The organism is Vallitalea guaymasensis, from assembly GCF_018141425.1.
GTDB classification, from domain to species: domain Bacteria; phylum Bacillota; class Clostridia; order Lachnospirales; family Vallitaleaceae; genus Vallitalea; species Vallitalea guaymasensis.
The window spans coordinates 3,124,475-3,151,014 of record NZ_CP058561.1 but is presented as its reverse complement, the minus strand read 5'-3'; the positions used below and the strand labels follow the sequence as shown (position 1 = coordinate 3,151,014).

The 26,540-nt window shown below is 32.1% G+C and carries 24 protein-coding genes; 5 read left to right on the top strand and 19 right to left on the bottom strand.

Annotated elements, in window-relative coordinates:
- Positions 1 to 70 precede the first annotated feature (70 nt).
- From HYG85_RS13680 to HYG85_RS13670, 3 genes are all read right to left on the bottom strand, one after another.
- The gene (locus HYG85_RS13680) at positions 71 to 913 is read right to left on the bottom strand and encodes a MurR/RpiR family transcriptional regulator (RefSeq protein WP_113674098.1); all 843 of its coding nucleotides are present in this window, start codon (positions 911 to 913) and stop codon (positions 71 to 73) included.
- Between the two features lie 365 nt (positions 914 to 1,278).
- On the bottom strand, positions 1,279 to 2,004 hold the full coding sequence (locus tag HYG85_RS13675; RefSeq protein ID WP_244971194.1) for a ThuA domain-containing protein: 726 nt from the start codon (positions 2,002 to 2,004) through the stop codon (positions 1,279 to 1,281).
- A 10-nt stretch (positions 2,005 to 2,014) separates the two neighbouring features.
- Positions 2,015 to 3,073, bottom strand: coding sequence for a Gfo/Idh/MocA family protein (locus HYG85_RS13670; RefSeq protein ID WP_212690135.1), 1,059 nt, complete (start codon positions 3,071 to 3,073; stop codon positions 2,015 to 2,017).
- A gap of 204 nt (positions 3,074 to 3,277) precedes the next feature.
- On the opposite strand from HYG85_RS13670, the gene HYG85_RS13665 reads away from it, so the two are divergent.
- The 3 genes from HYG85_RS13665 (at position 3,278) to HYG85_RS13655 (ending at position 4,933) form a co-directional block, all read left to right on the top strand.
- Positions 3,278 to 4,174 (top strand): AraC family transcriptional regulator, encoded by an 897-nt coding sequence (locus HYG85_RS13665; protein ID WP_212690134.1) that lies wholly within the window; start codon positions 3,278 to 3,280, stop codon positions 4,172 to 4,174.
- Positions 4,175 to 4,416: 242 nt separating this feature from the next.
- Positions 4,417 to 4,674 carry a type II toxin-antitoxin system Phd/YefM family antitoxin gene (locus HYG85_RS13660; RefSeq protein ID WP_113673462.1) on the top strand — a complete coding sequence of 86 codons (258 nt, stop codon included), beginning with the start codon at positions 4,417 to 4,419 and terminating at the stop codon, positions 4,672 to 4,674.
- Between the two features lies 1 nt (position 4,675).
- Positions 4,676 to 4,933 carry a Txe/YoeB family addiction module toxin gene (locus tag HYG85_RS13655; RefSeq protein WP_113673461.1) on the top strand — a complete coding sequence of 86 codons (258 nt, stop codon included), beginning with the start codon at positions 4,676 to 4,678 and terminating at the stop codon, positions 4,931 to 4,933.
- 83 nt (positions 4,934 to 5,016) lie between these two features.
- Here the strand turns inward: HYG85_RS13655 and HYG85_RS13650 are convergent, their stop codons facing one another.
- The 12 genes from HYG85_RS13650 to HYG85_RS13595 all read right to left on the bottom strand — a co-directional run bounded on the left by HYG85_RS13650 (position 5,017) and on the right by HYG85_RS13595 (position 17,663).
- The gene (locus tag HYG85_RS13650) at positions 5,017 to 5,709 is read right to left on the bottom strand and encodes an L-ribulose-5-phosphate 4-epimerase (protein ID WP_212690133.1); all 693 of its coding nucleotides are present in this window, start codon (positions 5,707 to 5,709) and stop codon (positions 5,017 to 5,019) included.
- Position 5,710: 1 nt separating this feature from the next.
- Positions 5,711 to 7,387 (bottom strand): ribulokinase, encoded by a 1,677-nt coding sequence (locus HYG85_RS13645; RefSeq protein ID WP_212690132.1) that lies wholly within the window; start codon positions 7,385 to 7,387, stop codon positions 5,711 to 5,713.
- A 39-nt stretch (positions 7,388 to 7,426) separates the two neighbouring features.
- Complete coding sequence (gene araA / locus HYG85_RS13640) at positions 7,427 to 8,935, bottom strand: L-arabinose isomerase (protein ID WP_212690131.1); 1,509 nt, start codon at positions 8,933 to 8,935, stop codon at positions 7,427 to 7,429.
- 104 nt (positions 8,936 to 9,039) lie between these two features.
- Positions 9,040 to 10,125, bottom strand: a complete 1,086-nt coding sequence (locus HYG85_RS13635; protein ID WP_212690130.1) for a GntR family transcriptional regulator — start codon at positions 10,123 to 10,125, stop codon at positions 9,040 to 9,042.
- Between the two features lie 69 nt (positions 10,126 to 10,194).
- Positions 10,195 to 11,148 (bottom strand): C39 family peptidase, encoded by a 954-nt coding sequence (locus tag HYG85_RS13630; protein ID WP_212690129.1) that lies wholly within the window; start codon positions 11,146 to 11,148, stop codon positions 10,195 to 10,197.
- Positions 11,149 to 11,252: 104 nt separating this feature from the next.
- Positions 11,253 to 11,999, bottom strand: coding sequence for a nickel pincer cofactor biosynthesis protein LarB (gene larB, locus HYG85_RS13625; protein ID WP_212690128.1), 747 nt, complete (start codon positions 11,997 to 11,999; stop codon positions 11,253 to 11,255).
- Complete coding sequence (larE, locus tag HYG85_RS13620; RefSeq protein WP_330619068.1) at positions 11,992 to 12,804, bottom strand: ATP-dependent sacrificial sulfur transferase LarE; 813 nt, start codon at positions 12,802 to 12,804, stop codon at positions 11,992 to 11,994. The genes larB and larE overlap by 8 nt, the downstream gene beginning before the upstream one ends.
- 13 nt (positions 12,805 to 12,817) lie before the next feature.
- Entirely contained in the window at positions 12,818 to 14,053 is a 1,236-nt protein-coding gene (gene larC / locus HYG85_RS13615) for a nickel pincer cofactor biosynthesis protein LarC (protein ID WP_212690126.1), read from the bottom strand.
- 52 nt (positions 14,054 to 14,105) lie between these two features.
- Positions 14,106 to 15,212 carry an iron ABC transporter substrate-binding protein gene (locus tag HYG85_RS13610; RefSeq protein WP_212690125.1) on the bottom strand — a complete coding sequence of 369 codons (1,107 nt, stop codon included), beginning with the start codon at positions 15,210 to 15,212 and terminating at the stop codon, positions 14,106 to 14,108.
- 68 nt (positions 15,213 to 15,280) lie between these two features.
- The gene (locus tag HYG85_RS13605; protein ID WP_212690124.1) at positions 15,281 to 16,033 is read right to left on the bottom strand and encodes an ABC transporter ATP-binding protein; all 753 of its coding nucleotides are present in this window, start codon (positions 16,031 to 16,033) and stop codon (positions 15,281 to 15,283) included.
- Positions 16,030 to 17,127, bottom strand: coding sequence for a FecCD family ABC transporter permease (locus HYG85_RS13600; RefSeq protein WP_113673452.1), 1,098 nt, complete (start codon positions 17,125 to 17,127; stop codon positions 16,030 to 16,032). Before HYG85_RS13600 ends, HYG85_RS13605 begins: the two co-directional genes overlap by 4 nt.
- A gap of 11 nt (positions 17,128 to 17,138) precedes the next feature.
- Positions 17,139 to 17,663, bottom strand: coding sequence for an FmdE family protein (locus HYG85_RS13595; RefSeq protein ID WP_212690123.1), 525 nt, complete (start codon positions 17,661 to 17,663; stop codon positions 17,139 to 17,141).
- 541 nt (positions 17,664 to 18,204) lie between these two features.
- Between HYG85_RS13595 and HYG85_RS13590 the strand changes: the two genes are divergently transcribed.
- Together HYG85_RS13590 and HYG85_RS13585 are read left to right on the top strand one after the other, a co-directional pair.
- Positions 18,205 to 19,614: an ISNCY family transposase gene (locus HYG85_RS13590; protein WP_212690122.1), complete on the top strand. Its 1,410-nt coding sequence runs from the start codon at positions 18,205 to 18,207 to the stop codon at positions 19,612 to 19,614.
- Positions 19,615 to 20,033: 419 nt separating this feature from the next.
- Positions 20,034 to 21,443 carry an ISNCY family transposase gene (locus HYG85_RS13585; protein WP_212690122.1) on the top strand — a complete coding sequence of 470 codons (1,410 nt, stop codon included), beginning with the start codon at positions 20,034 to 20,036 and terminating at the stop codon, positions 21,441 to 21,443.
- Positions 21,444 to 21,737: 294 nt separating this feature from the next.
- Here the strand turns inward: HYG85_RS13585 and HYG85_RS13580 are convergent, their stop codons facing one another.
- The 4 genes from HYG85_RS13580 to HYG85_RS13565 form a co-directional block, all read right to left on the bottom strand.
- Positions 21,738 to 23,066 (bottom strand): methyl-accepting chemotaxis protein, encoded by a 1,329-nt coding sequence (locus tag HYG85_RS13580; RefSeq protein ID WP_212690121.1) that lies wholly within the window; start codon positions 23,064 to 23,066, stop codon positions 21,738 to 21,740.
- Between the two features lie 226 nt (positions 23,067 to 23,292).
- Positions 23,293 to 24,132 (bottom strand): carbohydrate ABC transporter permease, encoded by an 840-nt coding sequence (locus tag HYG85_RS13575; protein WP_113673447.1) that lies wholly within the window; start codon positions 24,130 to 24,132, stop codon positions 23,293 to 23,295.
- A gap of 91 nt (positions 24,133 to 24,223) precedes the next feature.
- Positions 24,224 to 25,135 (bottom strand): carbohydrate ABC transporter permease, encoded by a 912-nt coding sequence (locus tag HYG85_RS13570; protein ID WP_212690120.1) that lies wholly within the window; start codon positions 25,133 to 25,135, stop codon positions 24,224 to 24,226.
- A gap of 39 nt (positions 25,136 to 25,174) precedes the next feature.
- Positions 25,175 to 26,500 carry an ABC transporter substrate-binding protein gene (locus tag HYG85_RS13565; RefSeq protein WP_212690119.1) on the bottom strand — a complete coding sequence of 442 codons (1,326 nt, stop codon included), beginning with the start codon at positions 26,498 to 26,500 and terminating at the stop codon, positions 25,175 to 25,177.
- Positions 26,501 to 26,540 lie beyond the last annotated feature (40 nt).

Here is a 26,540-nt window from a genome sequence, read left to right as displayed (position 1 = left end):
CAATATTTATTAATAATATTACCCTGCACAAGCTGTAAATTCCTGTCTGCAGGGTAATAATATTTTTAATTTATAATCTTAACCTAGCTATTATTTCTCTTGTTTTTTGTAGATACTCCTCATTCTTGTCAAAGTTATCTTTTACTACTCCAACAAACAACAAGTCTACAATAAATAATTGAGCATATCTAGATTGTACTGCTCCAATTCTTATTTCATTTTCTCTATTAGGTAAAAGCAAACACATATCTGCTATAGATGATAAAGGTGATTTTCCGCATTTGGTAACAGCTATACACTTAGCACCCTTACTCTTAGCAGTCTGCACTGCTATATTCACTTCCTTTGTTTTGCCACCATATGAAAATGCAACAACTGCATCCTTATCAGTAATATGAACAGAACTGGCTACTCCAAGGTTATAGTCTGGATAATATACACATTTTTTATTTATTCTTACGAGTTTTTGAAGCATGTCCTCTGCTACGATACCTGAGGCACCTATTCCAAATAGATATATGGTTTCGGCTTTTCTCAAAACATCAATTGCAGCTTCTAATTGTTTAGGTTTCAGCAAATTATATGTCTCATTTAATGTGGATGTAATGTTTAGCATAACTTTTTTAGTCATCTCTTCAAAACTATCATCTGAATGTAAAAGAAAGTCTAGATATTCACTATTTTGAGACTCAACATCTCTAGCAAGCTGTATCATCATCTCACTATAGCTGTCATATCCTAGTTTACGAGTAAATCTCACAACAGATGCAGGCGATACTTTACTTATTTTTGCAAGTTCATTGGCATTCAATCCCAATACTTTGTTAGTGTTCTTAAGTATATAATTAGATATTTTACTCTCTGAAACAGTAAATTCTTCAGATAACTGATTAATTATTGATAAACAACCCATAATATCACTCTTTCTAATTAAGTTTTTTTGCACCTTCAATGTGATTTTCATATGTCTTATATATTTATTATATTATATAATGATGATTTGTAAATCATTTCTTAATAAGATGCTTGCTGTCTTTCGCCTTTTTTCTATTGTTAAGTTTTATTATATATACTTTTATAGAATTATGCAATATTATTTCATAGTTTTTTATGTTTTTATGTAATTAAATTTCTTAAAGGTATTCTATGAGATTTTGAAATATAAAAAATCATTAAGAACTTGGTTAATATCTGTATATAAAAACCTCCTTAACAAAAATCGATTTTATATCTTGTTAAAGAGGTTTTTTTATTATTTATTCAATTTTTCTAACTTGATTAAATCTCTTCCAAAGGCTTAGTATTTCCCACTACTGATTTTGGATAATTCAATGGTTTAGCCCATTTCACAGCATTTTTGATTACTTTGATGACAGCTTCGTTCTTATAAGTTGGATAGGATTCGTGTCCTGGACGGAAATAGAATATCTTACCTAATCCTCTTTTATAAGTTACACCGCTTCTGAATACTTCTCCACCTGCAAACCAACTTATGAATACAAGTTCATCAGGTGCTGGTATTCCAAAAGGTTCTCCATACATCTCTTCATGCTCTAATTCTATGTATTCTCCAATTCCTTCAACTATTGGATGAGAATAATCAACTACCCATAATCTCTCTTTTTCTCCTTGTTCTCTCCATTTTAACTCTCCAGTATTGGTTCCACATAGTTTTGTAAAAATTTTTGAACCATGTCCTGAATGCAATACTATGAGTCCCATTCCATGTAGCACTCTCTGTCTTACCTTCTCAACAACTTCATCCAAAACTTCTTCATGGCTCATATGTCCCCACCATAATAATACATCTGTATCATTTAATACCTCATCTGTAAGTCCATTTTCTGGTTCATCAAGTGTAGCAGTTCTAATTACTAATTGTTTATCTACACCTAGCTGTTTTTTTAGTTCTTCATGTATTCCATTAGGATATACTTTTCTTACTTCTTCATCACTTTTTTCATGTCTGAATTCATTCCAAATAGTTACTTTGATATTTTCCATCATTATCCTCCTAATAATTAATCTTTATCCATTTTCTTTCTTTGTCAGATTGTAACATAGTATCTAGAATCACTTGATTGATATAACCATCTTTTAAGTTACCAGCTAAACCGTCACCTTTTCCATTGATTATATTAATGAATTGCTGCATTTGACTCATTTTGAATTCATCTGGAATAGTGACCTCTACAAAGTGACAGCCTCTTGCCATAACATCGCTATAACACATTTCTAAAGTATCCTCTTTTTCAAGATTATATCTCAATGCGCCTTTCTCGCCATATATCTCCAGTGATTGGTAATTCCCTCTACCATATGCAAAACGTGAGCTGGTAACTGTCCCAGATATATTGTCATCAAGCTTGATAAGTGCATTAAAATAATCATCAACATCTACTGGTAACATTTTATCACCATCTTGTTCACGTCTGGATTCTATAAAAGTACCACTATCCCCTGAGACTTCTGTTATGTCTCCTACAATAAATGAAATCAAGTCTATCATGTGACAACCTATATCGCCTAATGTACCAGAACCGCTTCTTAATTTGTTGAATCTCCAGTATAGTGGTATCTCCTTAGAATTAGCCCATGATTGATAATAACTTCCATACACATGGCGAATCTTACCAATAAAACCACTTTGAACTAAATATCTGGCATATCTTGCTGCTGATTTGAACCTGTACGAAAAACATACCATATGATTAACATTTTTACTATAGCACATGTCACATAGTATTTTTGCCTGTTCCCTGTTCAATGTTATAGGTTTCTCTAAAGCAAAAGGTTTGTTTTTCTCTATAGCATACCTAGCAATGTCAAAATGAGTATCATTGGGAGTACATATGGACACCGCATCTACATTCTTATCATCAATCATTTCCTTATAATTCCTGTAACACATGTTATTATTGATATTAAGTTTATGACTATACTCTTCTAGCCTAATTTCATCTACATCACATAATGCTACAACTTCTCCCCCATGGCTGTCAACAATACCATTAATATGAGTATCAGAAATTTGTCCTAATCCTATTACTCCCATTCTAATTTTATTTTTCATTTTACACCTCTCCTTTCTAATATTTAGTTAATATCCTTGACCTAAAACCCTGTAAAATACTTAGTTAACAGGATATTAATAAATAATTATAAAATATTATTCTTTTTTAAATACAACTGTATTGTAGCAAACAATGTGCTATAATAAAATAAACAAAATCGTATCTTTTATCCTATTTCGACTTAAAATATGGAGGTGATTCTTATGTTCAAAATTAAAACAAATATCTTGCCAAAAACAATAAATATGGGTTTCATTAATTATGTCACCCCTTGGTCTCATTTTGAAAGAGTCTCTGATGAATATATAATGTATATAATAAAAACTGGAGATTTATACTTAACTGTAGACAAAAAGAATTATCATTTAAAAGAAAATGATGCTATCTTTATAGAAAAAGGACTATTTCACACTGGATATAAAAAAGCCCCTTGCAGCTACTATTACATACATTTTGAACATGCTAATATTGCTAATGTTAATATTAGCAATGGTAGGATTAATGATTTAATGAAAGATATCAGAAAGCGTTGGATATCCAGTTCTATCTGGTCCACCTACGAAGATGAGGATTCTAATATATATATCCCCACATTATGTAATATTGGTAACTTGTGTAATGATATATTTAATCTCCTAGATAAAGCACTAGATATAATCTTTTCCAAAACCGAATACTATAAGCTTCAGATTTCATGTATCTTCAATGAGATACTTATACTATATGCAAAAGCTTATATTAATTCGTGTATTGAGGATAATGAGAATAAGAATACATACCATACTATTTCCAATCTAATATTTTTTCTCAATAAGAATTACCCCAAGAATATAACGATTGAAATTGTTGAAGAGATAACTCATTTTAATTATGACTATATGAATCGACTATTCAAGAAAAACACTAACTATACTATCATGGAATATTTAACAAAAATTAGGATAGATACAGCTAAGTCATTAGTCGCAAGTACTTCCATGAAATATTATGAGATAGGTCAGTATGTTGGATATAATAATCAATATTACTTTAGTAGAATATTCAAAAAAATAACAGGAATGACCATATCCAAATATGCTAAAACCCATAGATACCTATAAAAAATTTTGGTCCATTAATGAGAGAATTAAGTCAAAATTATACTATAGCCACAATAGAATATTTTGGAGTTGGTTTTAGTGATGAAATAGATACTCTAGAACAACAGTAACCGAAAAAATTATATTTATAACTTTAAATATTATATCTTATAATATTTATTTAATATCTTATTTGACATTTACATATACTATAAGTATAATGTAATTGTACAATATATTGTACATAAGAAAGGGGTTATAATATGATAGCTACTAATTATTCAAATGCTAGACAAAAGTTCAAAGAATATTGTGATATTGCAAACGATGATTTTGAAACTATTATTGTGACACGCAAAAATGGCGGAAATGTTGTTATGATGAGTGAAACTGAATATAACAATCTATTAGAGAATATATTCGTTATGGGTAATAAAACCAACTACGAACATATTATGAAATCCATAGACCAACTAAAAAAAGGTCATGCAAAAAAGAAAAATCTTATAGAGGTAGAATAATATGAATAAAGTATTTTCTGATCTAGCATGGCAAGATTATACCTCTTGGTTAATTGAAGATAAAAAAATCCTAAAGCGTATAAACACTTTACTTAAAGATATTGATAGAAATGGAAACATAGGATTGGGTAAACCAGAGCCGCTTAGATACAATTTAAGAGGTTATTGGAGTAGAAGAATTACAGATGAACATAGATTGATATATAAAATTGAAGATAATGAAATTTTGATTGTAGCATGTAAAGGACATAATAACTAATCAAAGAAAGCTACTGCTTCTATTTATAGTACAGTAACTTTCTTTTGGTATTCTTCAATCCTATATAATATTACACTAACAATCTATTGCCCATAATAAGCATTAACCCCATGTTTTCTTAGATAATGTTTATCTAGCAAATCTTGGCTCATCTTATGTGCGAATATATCATTTTTTATAGTAAAAGTTTTAACTGCCATCTTAGCAACTTCTTCAAGAACTACGGAATTATAAACAGCATTATGAGCATCTGTCCCCCAAGTGAATGGTCCATGTTCCTTAACTAGTACAGCTGGAACTTCCATGGGATTATGACCGTCAAATGTCTCTATTATAACCTTACCTGTCTGTTTTTCATATTCCTTTTGTATTTCTTCAGCTCTCATAGCTCTAGTACATGGAATATCTCCATAAAAATAATCTGCATGTGTTGTACCAAGTGGTGGAATATTGACACCAGCTTGTGCATAACTAGTCGCCCATTCAGAATGAGTGTGGGCAACTCCTCCAATTTCTCCAAAGGCTTTATATAATTCCAAATGTGTTGCTGTATCAGAAGATGGCTTGTAATCACCTTCAACAACATTCCCATCTAAATCAATGACTACCAGTTTATCTATAGTCAAATCTTCGTATTTTACTCCACTAGGTTTTATTACAACTAGATTTTTATCTCTATCAATACCACTAACATTTCCCCATGTGTAGACTACTAAACCTTTTTTGGGTAATTCAAGGTTGGCTTCCAAAACTTCCTGCTTCAATTTTTCTAACATATTATCCCTCCCTAGTTAGAGATTGACTTAATTTCTTAAGCCTTTTCATTACGTTATTTTCACCTGTACCAAAATATTGGTACAATCTTTTGTACTCAGCAAATAGCTTGTTATATATCTGAACATTCTCTTCAATTGGTACATAACTTTCATCTTTTACCTTTGCCATATGTTCTGATGCTTCTATAATCGAATCATATCCGCCATTGCATTTTCCTGCTGCAACCGCTCCAAACATAGCTGAACCTAGGGCTGGAGTCTGTTTTGAAGCTGAAATCTTAATCTCCATATTAGTTACATCAGAATATATCTGCATTAACATCCTATTTTTTTCAGGCAAACCGCCACAAGCATATAGTTCTTTAACAGGAACCCCTGCTTCCCTGAATGTTTCTATGATCATTCTTTTACCAAAAGCTGTAGCTTCAATCAACGCTCTATACATCTCTTCTGGCTTTGTCAACAATGTCATTCCCAAAAACATACCTGTAAGATTGGTATCAACTAATGTTGATCTATTCCCATTCCACCAATCAAGGGCTAACAAACCACTTTCACCAGGCTTTAACTTGTTGGCTTTTTCTTCTAGTAGATTATGAATATTTATATTTCTTTCTTCTGCCTCTTGCATATAACTCTCAGGAATACAATTATTGACGAACCATTCAAAAATATCTCCTACAGCTGATTGTCCCGCTTCATATGCAAAATACCCTGCAACTGCTCCATCTTCTACTACTCCACACATACCATCAACTATTTTTTCTTTATCTCCTAGTAAAATATCACATGTTGATGTGCCCATTATCATAAGCATCTTGCCCGGTTTAACTACTTTGACTGCTGGAGCCGCAACATGAGCATCTACATTACCCACAGAAACTGCAATACCTGATCTAAGTCCCATCTTTTCAGCCATAGCTTCTGTCAATTCTCCTGCTTTACTTCCAATTGGTTCAATAGGACCTGTTAACTTATCATCTACTAAATTCTCTAGTCGTTGATCTAGAGCCTTGAAAAACTCTTTATCGGGAAAACCTTTCTGCTTATTCCAAATGGCTTTATATCCAGCTGTACAACTGTTTCTCACTAGATTGCCTGTAAGCTGCATTGTAATCCAATCTGTAGCTTCCATAAAATATTCTGCCGCTTCATATATTTCTGGTGCTTCATTCAATATCTGCCATATCTTTGGTATGAGCCACTCGGAAGATATTTTCCCTCCATATCTACTAAGGAATTCTTCATTTCTTTCTCTGGCTATAGCATTTAGCCTGTCAGCTTCATCTTGAGCCGCATGATGTTTCCATAATTTTACCCATGCATGTGGATTCTCTTTATACTGATTAAGTTGACATAAAACTTTCCCCTCTTTATTGACAGGCATCATAGTACATGATGTAAAATCGATTCCTATTCCAATAATGTCACTCACATCTACTCCTGATATTTCAACTGCTTTTGGCACTGCTGTTTCCAATACATATAAATAATCATCTGGATTTTCAAGAGCCCAATCATGTTCTAACTTAATATCACTATTAGGTAATTTTTCATCAATTACTCCATCAGGATATGCTGTAACAGCCTCTCCCAACTGCTCTCCTGTATTAACGTCAATAACAACTGCTCTACCTGATTGTGTTCCATAATCTATACCAATTGTATATTTGCTCATATTAATCCCCTTTCTGATAAATGAAATATCAACTTATGATTAAATACCTTTACCTATATGGTAATAGATATCATTCCATCTCAATTCTTTCTTGAAATCTTCTACATCAGTATCTTTATCAATAACAACCAATTCAATATCTGCCATTGAAGCAAAATCCCTTAGATGTTCAGTAGTTATTGCTTTACTGAATCCTGAATGATGGGCGCCACCAGCATATATCCAAGCTGCTACAGAAGTTTTCATGTCAGGTAATGGCTTCCAGCAAACTCTGGCAACAGGTAGATTAGGTAAGTCAGCAAGTGGCTTGACAACTTCTAACTCATTAACTACCATTCGAAATCTACTTCCCATATCCATTATTGAAGCATTTATCGCTTTACCTTCTGGAGTATTGAACACTAATCTGACAGGATCTTCCTTTCCACCTATTCCCAGTGGATGTACTTCAAGTGAAAGCTTAGTTCCTTGGGATATTGATGGACAAACTTCCAACATATGTGAACCTAAAACCATCTCATTATCTTTATCCATGTTGTAGGTATAATCTTCCATGAATGAGGTACCACCTTCTAGTCCATAGCTCATGACTTTCATAGAACGAACTAAAGCAGCTGTTTTCCAATCTCCTTCTGCTCCAAATCCATAACCCTTTTCCATTAAACGTTGTACCGCTAAACCAGGTAACTGTGTTAATCCATAGAGATTTTCAAAAGTTGTAGTAAAAGCTTTGAATCCGCCTTCTTCTAAAAATCTAGTCAATGCTATTTCTATCTTAGCAGCCTCAATGAGAGATTCTCTCATGTCACCCTTTTCTTTTAATTTCTCATCAACAATATACTTTTCTTCATAGTCCTTTAATATTGCATCTATCTCATCTTGTTGTATTGTTTCAAGATGTTTAGTTAAATCACCTAATCCATATCCACTTACTGAATACCCAAACTTGATTTGAGCCTCAACCTTGTCTCCTTCGGTAACTGCAACTTCTCGCATGTTATCACCAAATCTTGCTATCTTTAATTGTTTACTATCATGCCAAGCCGCCGCTGCTCTTATGAAAGTCTCTAATTCATGTATTGGTTCCTCATCTTCCCAATAACCTACTATGACCTTTCTCTCTTTTCTTAATCTGCTTCCAATAAAACCGAATTCTCTACCACCATGAGCAGTTTGATTGAGATTCATAAAATCCATATCGATTTCTGACCAAGGAATACATCTGTTAGATTGTGTATGAAATTGAACAAAAGGTTTTTTTAGGTTAGTAAGTCCTGCTATCCACATTTTTGCAGGTGAAAATGTATGCATCCACGTAATTAATCCTATACATTTTTCATTATGATTTGCTTCTAAACATATTTTGTAGATTTCATCATTAGTAGTAACAGTTGGCTTATAGATTATTGAAACAGGAAAATTAACCTTTTCATTTAATCCCTGAGCTATTGTCTCTGCATCAACAGCAACTTGCTTCAAAGTTTCTTCCCCATACAGATGTTGACTTCCTGTTACAAACCATATTTCCATTTTTTTTATGTTCTCCACATTAATCTCCTTCTTTCTTTTTTTATTTTATATATTAAATAATATATACTTACATATATTACTATTTTACTGTAATTCGTACGTACAAGTTAGGTTAAAAAAAATTATTTTATTTTTTTTGATGATTCCCTTACTATTAGTGTTGGTCTCATCTTTTCTTTTATAACTAGATTTTGATTATTGATAATCTTAATCAATGATTTAGCTGCTTTGGAACCCAGTGCAGACTTAGGATGTGCAATTGTTGTCAGCTTTGCAGATTCAGCTATCTTAGAATTATCAAAACCTATTACTGAATAATTCTCTGGTACATTTATTCCAGCTTTATCAAATATCTCTAATATCCTAAGAGCTATCTGGTCATTATAACAAACCACTGCTGTACAATCCCTCAATCTCTCTATAATTATTTTACTGTATGATTCATCCTTGTAGAAAGTACCAATATCTTCAGTACTAAACCACATGGTTCCTTTTTCTGAGATTGGCAAATCATGCTTCCTTAAACAATTTATGAATCCTTCATATCGTCCATGTCCTTGAATATCGTCACTCTTGAAGATTCCGCCTATATTCTTATGCCCTAATTCAACTAAGTGTTCTGTTGCCATAAAACCTGCTAGATTGTCATCTTCCTCTATGTAAGAAGCAGATATATTGTTATAGTGTCCATGTATATATATGATTGGAATCCCTCTATCTATGAATTTCTGATATATATCTTTATTAGGATTAGGGAAAACACTCTTTGTAGGTTCAATAATAAGACCTGCCAAATTATTGTTTAATAAATTAGTAAGAACCATTCTCTCTTTTTCAATTTTATTATTGGTACTACCCAAAAGAATACTATAATTTTCTTCGCTCAATACTTCTTCTATTCCTGTTATGATATCAGGGAATATATAATCTTTTAAATAAGTTATTACAACACCAATTAGTTTACCCTTGTTCTTTAAATGAGCTGATGGGTCAGATACAAATGTACCTTTCCCTTGCTGTTTATATAACCATCCTTCATTAACTAATCTATTTATGGCTGTTCTTACAGTATGTCTACTGATATTAAACTTCTCCATTAGTTCATTTTCTGAAAAAATCTTATCGTTATGTTTCAGATCACCATTTTTTATATATTCTATAATAAAATCCATTAATTGTTTATACTTTGGTTCCTTACCAATATTCATTTATAGCACACCTCATCTAACTTGTTCGTATAAGCTAATATTATCATACATACAAGTATATGTAAAGTGCTAACTACTGAATGCCCATAGATTTTTAGATTGTTTCATAAAAACATCTATATCCCATTCTTTATTGCTTCTTTCTATACTATTTGGGTCATGCACTGTTATTTTCCCCTCATCTGTAATACCTGTCAAAACAATGAAATGACCTGTTGTAGTAAAATCTCCTGGTCTCAAACTAACAACTATTGGATTACCCTCTCTTAGATTTGATTTAATAGTTTTTTCACTTAACGGTAATACTGTTGAATTCAATCCAAAGGATTCGGCACCATCTGTCATAAGAGACCAGCTAGACCCTGAACCTTCTACAAAGTACCCGTTCTCATAACTGAAATCTGATACAAATTTTGGATTTTTCTCAGTATCACCAGTAAGTGCCACTATGACCATTGATAAAACTGTTGGTCCACAACCGGAAAGTCCTATTGGAGAATTTCCGTAATTATAATATCCCCAACGTTGGTCCCATTGTAAAAATAGTGGTATATCGCCTTCCTTATATTCCTGAGTGATGTCTATTGAACTATCCTCATCTACTGCTGGATATTTATTGGGATAATCTAGGACAAATTTTATTGTCTCTGGATTTCTTACTATAAGTTCTAAAAGTTCATCTGGGTAGTTTTCTACATTCTTTAATATGGTTTTTACATCTGGATACTTTCCAGCTAATTCTATAAGTTCTTCTCTATTAGGTATATCAGCTGGATATTCTTCTGTAGGTTCAGGGGCAGTTACATTTTCTCTTGTTGTAACTTCTCTCTCATATTCAAAATTAATTTCTTCACTTCTAACATTGTTTGCTATAGAGTTGCCCTGATTTACTATTTTGTAAGCCATAAAAGCTATTAAACCACAACTTAATAAAAAGAATATGACACCTGTTGCTGTTCGGCGATTTTGTTTTCTATTAGTATTATTACGTACCTTGCTATAATTATCTGGATAGTTCTCCACATCAATCTTTCCTTTCATGTTTTTCTTAACTATATCATAAATTAGGTTAGGAAAAATTGCTTTTTGATAAATTATTTCTTAAGATTTTATAAAGGTGTTTTTTATTATATTTTATTAATCATACTGGCATTATAAGCCGCACCAAATCCATTATCTATATTAACCACTGAAACACCAGATGCACAGCTATTCAACATGGAAAGTAACGCTGACAAACCATTGAAGTTAGCCCCATAACCAACACTTGTTGGAACTGCTATGATTGGCTTATCCACCAAACCTCCGACTACACTGGCTAATGCTCCTTCCATACCAGCTATTACGATAATGACCTTCGCTTCCCTAATGATATCTAGTCTAGCATATAACCTGTGAATGCCTGCTACACCAACATCAGTTATTACCTCTACTTTGTTTCCAAGTATTAAGGCAGTTTCTTTTGCTTCTTCAACTACTGCCAGATCAGAAGTACCTGCTGAAACTATAGCAATATAAGATTCCGTTCTTGGAATTTTATTTGTCTCATAAGTTATGGTTCTTCCTAATTCGTTATATCTTAAATCCTTATGGAGATCCTTAACTTCTTCAAACATCTCCTTACTTGCTCTCGTTGCCAAAATATTATTATTTTTAGTTAACATGAATTTTATTATTTCTCTAACTTGAGATATAGTTTTATTTTCGCAATATATCACTTCTGGATATCCTACTCTGATTTCTCTATGATTATCAATCTTAGCAAAACCAAGGTCCTTGAATGGCAGGTCTTTTATTGCTCCATATGCTTCATCTACAGATATATCATTATTTTTCAATTGCTCCAACAGCTGTATAATATCTTTTTCATTCATCCTTATCACCTGCCTCAATATCTTTTATACTGAAATTACCCATTTTATAACCTTGTAAATCTAATGTAGTATAGTCAAAACCTATTTTTGAAAAATAATCAGTAATATTACCTCTTACTTTTTCATCATATATCTTACCTAAATCATTCTTGGTCAATTCTATTCTCGCTAAGTTTCCATGTACTCTCACCCTACATGCTCTCATACCCTTATTCATCAAATATTTTTCTGCTTCTTCTATCCTAGATAAGGTAGTATTTTCTATTACTGTATCATGGGGTATTCTAGTCAAAAGGCAGGCATAGGAAGGTTTATTCCATACTTCTAATTGTTTATTCCTCGCCATCTCTCTAATATCAGATTTAGTAATCTCACATATCAGTAAGGGGCTTACAATCTCTAATTCTTTCAATGCTTTCATACCTGGTCTATAATCTTTTATATCATCAAAATTGGTTCCATCAATAATGTATTTGTAATTTTCATTCTTAGCCTTTTCCTTAATCTTTTGGAAGATATATTTTTTACATAGATAGCATCTATCTATTGGATTATTCTTTATATCTTCTACAATATCCACCTCTAAAAAATCATGTTTTACTCCTATTTTTTGTGTAAATTCTATGGATTCTTCAATTTCCCAGTTTGCTATATAAGGGGAGTTTATTGTTACAGCCTTTACATTATCGCCTAATGCCTCTTTTGCTGCATACAGCAAAAAAGTACTGTCCACTCCTCCTGAAAAAGCTATTATTACCTTTTCTAATTTTTTCAAGTACTGTATTAATGTATTGTATTTGTCCATAAGCATTCTCCAATCAAGTTAATTTATATATTTCATCATAAATAGTTCTTATTGGTACTTCATTTTCCTTTGCCAATCTTTTACATACTTCATATTCAGGTTTCATTTTTATGACTTTACCATCTAATAGTCCTTTTTTTATTGGTATATCTCCATATTTTGTTGAAATGATTATGAACTCTCTGTCCAGCATTACTTTTTCAACTGTATATTTTCTAAGACCTAAGGTAGTTGTCTCCACTAGTAATACATTTTCAATTTTATGTAAACTAGTTGAATTAGCTAAGACACTTAATTTAATGGCTGGTCTTCCTTTTTTCATGATGATAGGTGTTTTATATACATCCAGTGCTCCATTTTCAAAAAGTTTATCCTCTATATAACCAAACAGCTCTGAATTCATATCATCAATATTGATTTCTAACATTGTCTGTACATCTTTGACTTTATCATCAACTTCACCTAAAAAAGCCCTTAATACATTTGGTATTTCAAAATCTTTGGTACCTAGTCCATACCCTGTTTTTATTATTTTGAAATCTATTTTATCGGTAAATTCATTAACCATAGTCTTTAATATTGCAGCTCCTGTAGGAGTTGTTGTCTCAGAATTCACTTTTCCCATGTGTACAGGTATGTGAGTAAGAATTTCTGTAGTTGCAGGGGCTGGAACAGGAATGATTCCATGAGCACATTTAACGAATCCACCACCTAATTCTACTGTAGAAGACATGATTCTATCTACCTTGAGATCATCAATGCATATAGCTGCTCCTATAATATCAACTATGGAATCAACAGCTCCTACTTCATGAAAATGGACTTCTTCTATAGATTTCCCATGTACTTTTGCCTCAGCTTTTGCTACAACTAAAAACATATCCTTACTTAATTTCTTCACGTTCTCGTTTAAATCACTATCATCAATAATCTTATATATACTATTTAGATTTCTATGTTCATGATGATGTGTATGTTTTTCTGTATGCTCATGTTCGTGATGATGTGAATGTGTATTAATATGTTCATGGGTATGAGTATCATTACTGTTTTCTAGAATCACATCTACTTTCGTTCCTGTAATTCCCATCTTCTGCTTTGTTTCAACCTTAATCTTGAATTCTTGTGATATAGTCAGTTTATTCAGTTCTTCTATAAGATAATCTTTATCCACACCTAAATCTATTAATGCACCTAAGTTCATATCTCCACTTATTCCAGCGAAACAGTCATAGTATAAAACTTTCATTCTAGTCTACTCCTTTTCTTCATATATTAATTATTTATCCCCTAAGAATTAATCAATTCATTAAGATTTTACCGAACTCACCAAAATCCTCAGCCATTTTCTTATATACTTGTTTACCTAGCAGGAATTTATAAATCTCATCTGCTTTTTCCTCAGGTTCTATATCCTTGAAACTATCAGGGTAAAGAACTTTCCCAAGATAATATGCATCTGCCATTGCAGTCCCTATGTTAGTATGATAAAAGTTATATGGCAATTGTGAGTACAACTCACCATTTTTGAAGGCAGATAATGTGTTATAAAAATCTGGATTCTTGCTATAATCATCTTTTACCAAATTAAGTCCACCATAGTCAATAAATATCTTATCAGGATTCCATTCAATGAGCTTTTCTTTATCTATCATTAAAGAACCTGTTTTTCCAATTTCATCTACAACATTCTTTGCATTAATTGCCTTGAATAAGGAATAATCACCATAAGTACTTTCTATACCATGACTTCCTTTATATGATAAAGCACCTATATATGAATTTGATTTTTCATCTTCCTCAAGATCTTTTGTTCTATTGTTCAAATCATCATGACATTCTTTCATAAAATTGATGACTTCACTAGCTCTATTTTCCTTACCCATAACTTTTCCTATGATTTCTAATGAATCATACACAGCGGGGTCAAAAGTCGATACTTTACCATAGCTCAATGCCACTACTGGTATGCCAGTCTTAGCTTGCAGTTCATCTACAGCAGCTTTATCATATGCATACATTGAAAATATTACATCAGGTTTTACTGATAAAAGTTTTTCAGCGTCAGGAGAATTATTTGGTCCTCCTGGACCTATGACTTCTAAATCCTTCAATGATTCATTAGCAAGAGCATAGGGTCTTCCTGTAAGATGGTCCTTTTCTATCTGTTCTATTCCAACTACTTTATCTGCACTATCTATGTAGCAATACAGCCTTAATGCTCCTGGTCCAATAGCAACTATCTTCTCAGCATTGGTATCCATCCCTATAGTTCTTCCCAGCATATCTGTCAATGTTATGCTCTCTGAACTTGAATCTTTGCTAATTGTAGATTTTGTACAGCCAATAAAAAGTATTATCGTTATTAAAAAAGTTATAATCACTAATTTTATGTTTTTGTTATTCATAGATATCTCCTCTTATTTATTTATATATATTGAACTTAAGCATCTATACACTCATTTCAATGCATTCATTATATAGGTACTACAACCATCCTACTGCTCAAGTTTTCAACTTTTACTGGTACTGAATAGACAGACTCTATATTGTGAGAAGTCATTATTTCTATTCCTCCAGCTGCATATATTTTGCTCTCTTTCAGTAATATGAATTTATCAGCAAACCTTAGTGCCAAGTTTAGATCATGTATTGTAACTAAGGCAGAGATTTTCTTGTTTTTCACTACATCTTTAATTATACTAATTACTTCTAATTGATTTTTTAGGTCAAGACTGCTTGTAGGTTCATCAAACATAAGAATCTTAGGCTCTTGTGCCAATGCTCTGGCTATAATTACTTTTTGCAGTTCTCCGCCACTTAATTCATCTATATATCTCAAAGAATATTCTTGTAATCCAAGCATTTCTATTGCTCTATTGACAATGTTCAAATCTTTCTCCGTAACGTCCCATTTAATATATGGTTTTCTGCCAATAAGAACAGTATCAAATACAGTTGTTCTAAAAGACTGGTTACTCTGTGAAACATAACCTATCCTCTTAGCCAAATCTGTTTGGTTTAATTTTTGAACATCGGATTTGTCTATTAAAACTGCTCCCTTTTGAGGTTTTAAAATTCTGTTTATACATTTTAGGAGTGTGGATTTTCCTGTTCCATTAGTGCCTAATATGGCAAGACATTCTCCTTTTTTAATTGAAAATGAAACGTCTTTCAAAACTTTATTACTTGGGTAACTAAATTCTAAACCTTGTACTGATAGAATCATTTTCTATTATGCCCCCTTAACAATAGATATAAAAATAATGGTGCTCCTAGAAAAGAAGTTATTGCTCCTACTGGTAATATTACTGGTGCAATGATGGTTCTCGCCAATGTATCTGCAAATAATAGAATTATTGAACCTGTTATAGCAGATATTGGTATCAAGAATCGATGATCTCCACCAATTATTCTTCTTACTATCTGTGGAGATATGAGTCCAATGAACCCAATTATTCCAAGAAATGCAACAGCTACTGATGTTATCAATGATGAAACGAACATACCACCAAAACGGACTCTTTCAACATTGACACCTAGGCTTTTGGCCGACTCTTCACCACTATCCAGAGCATTATAATCCCATCTTTTCAACATGAAATATATTAAGGCAATACCTATAACAACAGCCATTATTATTACTTCATTCCATGATACTCTGCCTAGGTCACCGAATGTCCAGAAGACCGCTGCAGCCACCTGTACATCATCAGCAAAATATTGGATCAAAGTAGTTCCAGCAGAGAAAAGCGAACCTAGTGCAACACCCGCTAATATAATTGATTGGGGCGAAAAACTTCGCAACTTAGCTAGTAATAAAATGACAAAAGCCGCTGTCATGGATAGGGTAAAAGCCGATAAGGTTACGATATAGGGATTATTAATAATTACTGCATCAGCTCCCAGACTACGAAAACTTCCTGCCCCAAATATGATTATAGCTAGATTAGCTCCAAAAGCTGCTGCGTTAGATATTCCCAATGTTGATGGTGAAGCTAAGGGGTTTCGCAGGTTATTCTGCATTACACACCCTGATACAGATAGACCGGCACCTGCTACAATAGCAGCAATGATTCTTGGTAAACGGATATGCAGAACAACGATATTAGAGACTTCTGTCCCCTGACCAATGATAGCTCTAAATATTTCGTTAAATCTTATATTAGTTGAACCTGCATTTATAGCAATAATTGATAATATAATCATTATAATGATAGAACATATGGCTATAGCTACCTTCTTGGCAGTATAGCTTTTATATGCTTCTATTCCATTCTTATTTACAGCTGTTCTAGAATTAATTTTTATCACATCTTTCATATCATTATGTTTTACCAGCCTCTTGTATATTCTTCATAACAATCAAGACATAGTTTTTTTCCGTTGCTAATTCTTATATTACTTTCTTTTGCACCTTCACCGCATTTTTCACATATGACAGTATTAAATATTCTTGCTCGTGAAGGTACTTCATAGTTTGGTTTTTTTATGGTGAATACTTCTTCTGCTGGTGCTTCTAATATATGTATTTTTTTCTGTTCTCTAGTCATTTCACTTTCAACTTCATTTAGTATCAATCTTATACTGTCTCCATTGGTACGGTTAAAAAATGAAAATGCCATTTTGCCAGTATCTTTGTAGATAAGATTGCCTTTTCCCATTGTACAGCCTGTGATGACTTGGACTGCATCTACTCCGCAAGCGTCATTTTCTGTAATACATACTAATTCTTCATCTTCTGAGAATGTTAAATTGATTTTTTCCATAGCTATTTCACATGCACGGTATCCTATAGCTAGGCCTGGACATTCATGTCCGTGGAATTCTTTACATTTTTCCCATAAATTTTTATTCATGATATTCCTCCTTTTATTTAGGTAGCAATGGCTAATTAATATAGTTAACTAATTTGGCTAATTTGGCTAACAGTCGCTCCAATAGTATAGGAGAATATTCCGTCAGCTATTAAACGTCCATGTTTAAAAAGCTGAGTTCGCCGTCCATGGCTCACTGCTCCATATTCTCCTATACTATTTACGCTCGAATTTGCATTTTGGATTATGTGTGCGTTTAATAAGAGTTTCTTTTGACGTAAAAAAGCCCATGAAAAGTACTAATTAGATTAGTACCCTTCATGGGCTATTTGCGTCGTGAACTTAAATTTCTATAAGTCTTTATATTAAGCCTTCATGGCTCATATTCTATAAAGATATTATCATAGGTGTTATTAAAAGTCAATGATTACGTTATTTGCATGTAGGTCAGTATGATTGATTTATGATAATGTCTTAGTGTACCACAATTGATTATGTCCTATTTTTTTTAATTATGGTATATAATAAAACCTCATGTATTTTATAGGCAGAGGTGATTATCATTAGAAAGGTAGACTTAAACATGACAGAACAATATAAATATGAAATTATTAAAAGATTAGTTGAAACTAAAGGGAACAAGGACAATGCAGCTCTGAAACTAGGCTGTACTAGACGAAATATAAATCGTTTAATCAAAGGTTATTTAGATCAAGGAAAGATTTTCTTTATCCATGGTAATCGTGGTCGTAAACCATCACATACAATAGAAGACAATATCAAAGAAAATATCTTAAATCTTTATCGAACAAAATATTATAACACAAACTTCACTCATTATTGTGAGTTGCTAGAAGAGCATGAAAAAATCAAGGTTTCTGTAAGTACTGTACAAAACATTCTTATGTCTGAAGGGATGCTTTCACCTAAAGCTAGACGTGTTACTAAAAAGAGAATGCGTCTTAAGTTGAAAAAACAAAGAAATGCTACTAAATCAAAGAAAGAGGTTGCTAAAATTACAGAAAACATAGTTGCTCTTGAAGATGCTCATCCTCGTAGACCACGCTGTGCTTTTTTAGGTGAGATGATTCAAATGGATGCTTCTGTACACTTTTGGTTTGGGGATAAAAAAACTCATCTACATATTGCTGTTGATGATGCTACAGGAACTGTTGTTGGAGCATATTTTGATAGACAAGAAACGTTGAAAGGCTACTATAATGTTTTTCATCAGATTTTAAATAATCATGGTATTCCCTATATGTTTTATACTGATAGACGTACTGTCTTTGAATATAGGCAAAAAAAATCTCCTTCTCTTGAAAAGGATACTTTTACTCAGTTTGGTTATGCTTGTAAACAGTTAGGGGTCGAAATCAGAACAACCAGCAATCCACAAGCCAAAGGTCGCGTAGAACGAATGTTCCAAACATTACAATCACGCCTACCAATCGAATTAAGATTAGCAGGCGCAACAACCATAGAACAAGCAAATATATTTTTGGACTCCTACATACAAAAATATAATGCTAAATTTGCTCTGCCTCTTAATAATATCAAATCTGTTTTTGAAAAACAACCCGATAATGAAAAAATTAATCTTACTCTTGCAGTTCTTGTAAATCGTAAGATTGATAATGGTCACTGTATCAGATTAAACAAAAAGTATTATAAACCTATAGATTCTAATGGCTACCCTGTTTATTACCATAAAGGTACACTGGCTCTAGTTATTAAATCTTTTGATGGACAACTATTTACAAGCATAGGAGAAAAAGTATACACTCTAGACGAGATACCAGAACATGAATATACATCAAGAAATTTCCATTACCCCCAAAGCACTGAAAAACCTCGCAAAAGATATATTCCACCAATGTCTCATCCGTGGAAAAAGAGTACTTTTACAAAGTTTGTTAAAAAGCAAAAACACTATTATGAACAATCCTTTGAGTCTGCAATGTACTCCCAAGCTTTGACCATTGCTAAATAAAATTCCATAAAAATAGCTTTTATGCCGCGAAAGTCTATTTATAATGAGAAAATGGCATGTTATGCTTTCTTTACAAGGCATCCCATGCTTTACTTGCTATGCCACAAAACAGGTTAGGGGATGCCTCTGATGCATCAAAACATGCCATTAGAGGCTCGTTGTAAATAGAACCGTGGAATAAATGCGGAAGTTATTAAAGCACCTAAAAATCGGTGCTTATATTTTGAAAATTTCGGGACATTTTCAAAAATGCTTGACAGGGCAAGTATTAAGATTATTAAAAGACCTATGATTGATTTATGATAATGTCTTAGTGTACCACAATTGATTATGTCCTATTTTTTTTAATTATGGTATATAATAAAACCTCATGTATTTTATAGGCAGAGGTGATTATCATTAGAAAGGTAGACTTAAACATGACAGAACAATATAAATATGAAATTATTAAAAGATTAGTTGAAACTAAAGGGAACAAGGACAATGCAGCTCTGAAACTAGGCTGTACTAGACGAAATATAAATCGTTTAATCAAAGGTTATTTAGATCAAGGAAAGATTTTCTTTATCCATGGTAATCGTGGTCGTAAACCATCACATACAATAGAAGACAATATCAAAGAAAATATCTTAAATCTTTATCGAACAAAATATTATAACACAAACTTCACTCATTATTGTGAGTTGCTAGAAGAGCATGAAAAAATCAAGGTTTCTGTAAGTACTGTACAAAACATTCTTATGTCTGAAGGGATGCTTTCACCTAAAGCTAGACGTGTTACTAAAAAGAGAATGCGTCTTAAGTTGAAAAAACAAAGAAATGCTACTAAATCAAAGAAAGAGGTTGCTAAAATTACAGAAAACATAGTTGCTCTTGAAGATGCTCATCCTCGTAGACCACGCTGTGCTTTTTTAGGTGAGATGATTCAAATGGATGCTTCTGTACACTTTTGGTTTGGGGATAAAAAAACTCATCTACATATTGCTGTTGATGATGCTACAGGAACTGTTGTTGGAGCATATTTTGATAGACAAGAAACGTTGAAAGGCTACTATAATGTTTTTCATCAGATTTTAAATAATCATGGTATTCCCTATATGTTTTATACTGATAGACGTACTGTCTTTGAATATAGGCAAAAAAAATCTCCTTCTCTTGAAAAGGATACTTTTACTCAGTTTGGTTATGCTTGTAAACAGTTAGGGGTCGAAATCAGAACAACCAGCAATCCACAAGCCAAAGGTCGCGTAGAACGAATGTTCCAAACATTACAATCACGCCTACCAATCGAATTAAGATTAGCAGGCGCAACAACCATAGAACAAGCAAATATATTTTTGGACTCCTACATACAAAAATATAATGCTAAATTTGCTCTGCCTCTTAATAATATCAAATCTGTTTTTGAAAAACAACCCGATAATGAAAAAATTAATCTTACTCTTGCAGTTCTTGTAAATCGTAAGATTGATAATGGTCACTGTATCAGATTAAACAAAAAGTATTATAAACCTATAGATTCTAATGGCTACCCTGTTTATTACCATAAAGGTACACTGGCTCTAGTTATTAAATCTTTTGATGGACAACTATTTACAAGCATAGGAGAAAAAGTATACACTCTAGACGAGATACCAGAACATGAATATACATCAAGAAATTTCCATTACCCCCAAAGCACTGAAAAACCTCGCAAAAGATATATTCCACCAATGTCTCATCCGTGGAAAAAGAGTACTTTTACAAAGTTTGTTAAAAAGCAAAAACACTATTATGAACAATCCTTTGAGTCTGCAATGTACTCCCAAGCTTTGACCATTGCTAAATAAAATTCCATAAAAATAGCTTTTATGCCGCGAAAGTCTATTTATAATGAGAAAATGGCATGTTATGCTTTCTTTACAAGGCATCCCATGCTTTACTTGCTATGCCACAAAACAGGTTAGGGGATGCCTCTGATGCATCAAAACATGCCATTAGAGGCTCGTTGTAAATAGAACCGTGGAATAAATGCGGAAGTTATTAAAGCACCTAAAAATCGGTGCTTATATTTTGAAAATTTCGGGACATTTTCAAAAATGCTTGACATGATTACGTTATTTGCATGTAGGTCAGAAAAAGTATTATATTTTGAATAAATCTACTGTTTTTGTTAGCCTTCCTGTGGCTTCTTTACTTTCTTCTGCTTTTGCTGATATTTCTTCAATGGATGCTATTTGTTCTTCTGTTGATGCTAGTACCTGTTGTGTACTTGAATCCGTTTCATGAGTTATTCGAGATATTTCATTTATAGCGTCTAGAATATCTTTCTTGCTTTTTACCATATTAGTGGCATGGTCATTTTTTAGGTCGTCTAGGTTATCTACTATACTATCAATATATTTTACTGTCTTATCAAATATGTCTTTTGTGTTAACCATATAGTCAGCACCTGTACTTACTATACTGTCTATTTTTTCTATGGAATCAACTGCTGAGCCTGTTTTTTCTTGGATATTATTTATTAATTCTTGTATGTCTTTAGTGGCTTTACCTGTGTTTTCTGCAAGATCTCTTATTTCTCCTGCTACAACAGCAAATCCTTTTCCAGCTTCTCCTGCTCTTGCAGCTTCAATACTTGCATTTAATGCTAATAGATTAGTCTGGCTGGCAATATTTTCTATTAAACCAATAATATTTTCTGCATTCAATGATGACCTATGTACTATATCAATAATTTTAACTATGTCTTTTATCTTCCTTGTACTTTCCTCGGTAGTGTTGTATAATTCATCCATTATTTTAACGCCTTTATTACCTAGTTTCATTGTATCTTCGGAAATCTCAAGGGATTCATCTAGATGTTCGATAGTTTCAGATATATCTTCTTCTAACGTTTTGGATATATTAATGATCTTATCACTGTAGGATACTTCTCTTATAGTCCTGTCAGCAAGGCTTTCCATTGCTTTTGTAAGCTCTTTTGCTTGTTTCTCTGAATTATCTGCAATGACTGAAAGAGTATTGGAGGAATCAGATACATTATTGGATTCGTATTTAATTTTATTTATTAGTTCAATTGAATTTTCCTGCATTTTTATTAAAGATTTTGCCATGACTCCGATTTCATCGTTCATATTAAATTTATTTTTTGGTATTTCTTTTGAATAATCTCCATCTGCCATTGATTCTAAGTGTTCTGAAGCTATTTTTAATGGTTTCAATAATTTATTGATGATGATAGTAAGGATTCCTCCAACTATTATTAGACAAATGACAGCTATTAATATTGATTCTCTTATCATTGCGCCATTATATGTATCACTACCCACATATTTATTCACAGTAAATATATTAATTATTGTTAATACTGCTAATGCTAATAGAAACATTATATTTACGCAAAATATTATTTTTTTTCTAATTGTTCTATTGTTCTTTTTCACATTTAGTGCTTCGACTTCGTTCTTCATATAAACTCCTCCTATGTTATTAATATCAAAATCAACTAATTTGATTATATTGTAAATGATAACAATTTTCAAGTAGTATTTTATCTCATTTTCCAAATCATGGGAGGATTATCGGATTTTATGTTGAATATGGTTGATATATAATAAGTTAAATATTATTATAAACCATTTCACAGTTTAGTACCTAAAATAGTACTAAACTGTGAAATGGTTTTTTAGAATTGAATTATCCTTTTACAGATCCAGCTAAATTATCAATAAAATATTTTTGAACCGATAGAAAAAGTAAAATAGCGGGAACAGCTATTACCACTGATGTAGCCATAAGGCCACCCCAGTCAGTGCTATGCTCACCTATATAACTTGTTAAACCTACAGGTAATGTATTCATTTTACTATCAGAAATAAATGATACAGCTAACAAAAATTCTTGCCACACACCAATAAATGTAAAAATAGCAACAGAAACTAAACCTGGACCTACAATAGGCAAAATAACTTTCCTTAACATCTGAAAATTATTACACCCATCTAACTGAGCAGCTTCTCCTAACTCAATCGGTACTGAAGCAAAATAACCTCTCATTATAATTATAGCTGAAGGCACAGTAAACGCTAGATTAGACAATATCAAACTGTAATATGTATTAATAAGTCCTAATCTACTACATAAAGTGAATAGTGGTATGATTAGGACTACTATAGGAAACATTTGTGTAACGACCATAGCTATAGTCATTAATCGACTTCCAGACACTTTCAGAAATCCTATTCCATAAGCTGCTAAAGCAGCAATAAATGTTGCAATCAAAGTAGTTGAAACCCCAATAGTAATACTGTTTTTAGCAAATAAAAGCAAGTCATTCTCTAAAATAGCTCTTCTATAATTCTCTAAAGTAAATACTTTTGGAAAAATTGTTGGTGGAGATAGAAATATCTCACCTGCTCCCTTAAATGATGAAACAATTATCCAAAAGAACGGAAAAACTGTAAAGATAAAAATAAATATTTCCAAAAGATATAATAAAATTCTCCGTATTAATCTACTATATTCATATTCTTTCATAGTTAACTCCTCTTGAATAATCTTTAGGTTAAATAATACCTAAAATTATTTATTTGCAAATTCTATAGCTACATATATGATAAAACTTTATTCAATTACTTTTAATAATTTTAGATATCGTCTTCGGAATTAGATAAATGGCTAATAAAACCAATGTCATGATTAAAAACATTATAATCGACATTGTAGAGGCTTCACCAAATTCATAATATTGAAATGCTGTTTTCTGAACAATAAATGGAAAAGTCTCAGTTTTATTAATTGGTCCTCCACCAGTTAATGAGTATATAATCCCAAAAGAATTAAACGTCCAAATAAATGCCAAAAGACATACTGTTTGTATTGAGTTTTTAAGATAAGGTAAAGTGATATGTATAAAAGTTTGTAAAGTACCTGCTCCATCAATTTTAGCAGCCTCTAGTTGCTCTCTTGACAATGTTTTCAGTTTAGCATAGAACATCAAAGCCATAAAAGGAAATGCTCTCCACACATTAGCTAGAATAGCAACCCCCATTGCAGTTGAGCCACTTCTAAACCAAGAAAAATCTGCACTTATTAGATTAAATTTTTCTAGTATATTATTTATTATTCCATAGTCAGATGATAACATCCATTTCCAGCAATATCCTGTTACTATCTCTGGTAATACCCAAGGTATAAGAATGGACCCCTTAATAATAGTAGTACCTTTTATATTGGTATTTAGTAACAATGCTGTGGACAACCCTAATATCAACATAAAAGTAATATTACTACATGTCCATAGGATCGTTCTTATAATTGTCTCTATAAAATAATCTGATTTACATATTTCTATGTAATTATTAAACATAATAAATGTTTTCACAGGTTTTACCAATGTATAATTTGTAAAGCTATAATATATGTTACATAAGAAAGGATACGCTATAGTTACAAGTAATATTATTATGGTTGGTAGAAATAACATACTTTTCATATTAGCTTTTCTACTTAATCTTGATTTGTTGAAAGATGGAAACATACTCTCCCTCCTCACTTTTGATAATAATCATTGCTATTACTATTTTTTATCTAATATCCCTTGTATATCAGTAGACGCCTCTTTAAGAGCTTCATCCAGTGTTATGTCGTCAAGTATATATCTTTGGAAATAGTTATTCCAAGTCTCAGCTACCTTAGATAATTGTGGAATTGGAGGATTTGGAACTTCAGCAGTTTTTAACTGTTCTGCAAATATATCGTATTTTTTATCATTAAATGGTGGATAATTATATGATTCGTATATTGGAGGTATTGATGTAGCTGTTTTAGCATTGATTTCAGGATTGGATAAGAATTCTAATACCTTCCATACTTCATCTTTGTATTTAGAATTTGCACCCATTGCTATATGCCATCCTCCCATAGATGCTCCAGATTTCTTAGTTCCCACAGGATTAGTTATTAGTTCATATTCAAGATCTTTTGCTTCAATAAGTATTGGATCATGGAAATGCCAAGGTCCAAATACAAACATACCAACTTTACCTTGTGCAAATGATGAAGTTATCTTTGTACCATCATAACTTACAAAATCTTCTGGTTGATACTTGGACATTTCCTTAGCCCACACAAGAAAATCTTTAGCTCCTTGAGTGTTTATTTCTTGAACATAAGAATCACCATCTTGTATATATAGATGCGATCCATTTCCTAGTAACCATTGTCCCAAATCATAAGTTGGGTACCACATATTACCAAAATCCATTATCATACCAAATTGGTCATTCTTACCATCACCATCTGTATCTTTTGTCAATACTTTTGCCGCTTGTAACATATCTTCTATAGTTTTTGGAGCTTCAAGACCAGCTTCATCAAATAATTTTTTATTGATTGCAAGTACTCTAGTATCAGTTTCATAAGGCATAGCATATTGAGAACCTTTATACTGAGCTGAATCAGAGAAAGATGTATTATAATCATTTTTCAAATCAATATCCGAATTTTTAATATATTCATCTAGATTGGCTATAATTCCTGCATCAGCGAATGTCCCAACTGATGGATGATTAGTATAAATAATATCGTATACTACATTACCAGTGTGAGCTGTAACTATTTTTTTATCTAGTTCACTAAAAGGTACCGTTTCTATTTCTACTTTAATATTAGGATTATCAGGATAAAATTCTTCTTCCAAAGCTTTATTGATAAATTTTTCTTCTTCACCTTCTGTTGTCATAATAAATTTAAGTACAATGTTTTTTTCTGTTTTTTTATCAGCAGAAGTACTTGTACCTGATTTCTTATCATTATCTGAAGCAGGTGTATCTTCTTTTGAACATCCCATAAGTGAAGTCAATATCAGTGTTACTATCATAACCATCATAACTATCTTTTTCATAAATATTATCCTCCTTTTTACTCAATTACACCAATAAAAA

Coding starts and splice junctions, on each gene's coding strand:
- HYG85_RS13680 (WP_113674098.1), bottom strand. CDS start 913: ATGGGTTGTTTATCAATAATTAATCAGTTATCTGAAGAATTTACTGTT.
- HYG85_RS13675 (WP_244971194.1), bottom strand. CDS start 2,004: ATGGAAAATATCAAAGTAACTATTTGGAATGAATTCAGACATGAAAAA.
- HYG85_RS13670 (WP_212690135.1), bottom strand. CDS start 3,073: ATGAAAAATAAAATTAGAATGGGAGTAATAGGATTAGGACAAATTTCT.
- HYG85_RS13665 (WP_212690134.1), top strand. CDS start 3,278: ATGTTCAAAATTAAAACAAATATCTTGCCAAAAACAATAAATATGGGT.
- HYG85_RS13660 (WP_113673462.1), top strand. CDS start 4,417: ATGATAGCTACTAATTATTCAAATGCTAGACAAAAGTTCAAAGAATAT.
- HYG85_RS13655 (WP_113673461.1), top strand. CDS start 4,676: ATGAATAAAGTATTTTCTGATCTAGCATGGCAAGATTATACCTCTTGG.
- HYG85_RS13650 (WP_212690133.1), bottom strand. CDS start 5,709: ATGTTAGAAAAATTGAAGCAGGAAGTTTTGGAAGCCAACCTTGAATTA.
- HYG85_RS13645 (WP_212690132.1), bottom strand. CDS start 7,387: ATGAGCAAATATACAATTGGTATAGATTATGGAACACAATCAGGTAGA.
- HYG85_RS13635 (WP_212690130.1), bottom strand. CDS start 10,125: ATGAATATTGGTAAGGAACCAAAGTATAAACAATTAATGGATTTTATT.
- larB (WP_212690128.1), bottom strand. CDS start 11,999: ATGAATGAAAAAGATATTATACAGCTGTTGGAGCAATTGAAAAATAAT.
- larE (WP_330619068.1), bottom strand. CDS start 12,804: ATGGACAAATACAATACATTAATACAGTACTTGAAAAAATTAGAAAAG.
- larC (WP_212690126.1), bottom strand. CDS start 14,053: ATGAAAGTTTTATACTATGACTGTTTCGCTGGAATAAGTGGAGATATG.
- HYG85_RS13610 (WP_212690125.1), bottom strand. CDS start 15,212: ATGAATAACAAAAACATAAAATTAGTGATTATAACTTTTTTAATAACG.
- HYG85_RS13605 (WP_212690124.1), bottom strand. CDS start 16,033: ATGATTCTATCAGTACAAGGTTTAGAATTTAGTTACCCAAGTAATAAA.
- HYG85_RS13600 (WP_113673452.1), bottom strand. CDS start 17,127: ATGAAAGATGTGATAAAAATTAATTCTAGAACAGCTGTAAATAAGAAT.
- HYG85_RS13595 (WP_212690123.1), bottom strand. CDS start 17,663: ATGAATAAAAATTTATGGGAAAAATGTAAAGAATTCCACGGACATGAA.
- HYG85_RS13590 (WP_212690122.1), top strand. CDS start 18,205: ATGACAGAACAATATAAATATGAAATTATTAAAAGATTAGTTGAAACT.
- HYG85_RS13585 (WP_212690122.1), top strand. CDS start 20,034: ATGACAGAACAATATAAATATGAAATTATTAAAAGATTAGTTGAAACT.
- HYG85_RS13580 (WP_212690121.1), bottom strand. CDS start 23,066: ATGAAGAACGAAGTCGAAGCACTAAATGTGAAAAAGAACAATAGAACA.
- HYG85_RS13575 (WP_113673447.1), bottom strand. CDS start 24,132: ATGAAAGAATATGAATATAGTAGATTAATACGGAGAATTTTATTATAT.
- HYG85_RS13570 (WP_212690120.1), bottom strand. CDS start 25,135: ATGTTTCCATCTTTCAACAAATCAAGATTAAGTAGAAAAGCTAATATG.
- HYG85_RS13565 (WP_212690119.1), bottom strand. CDS start 26,500: ATGAAAAAGATAGTTATGATGGTTATGATAGTAACACTGATATTGACT.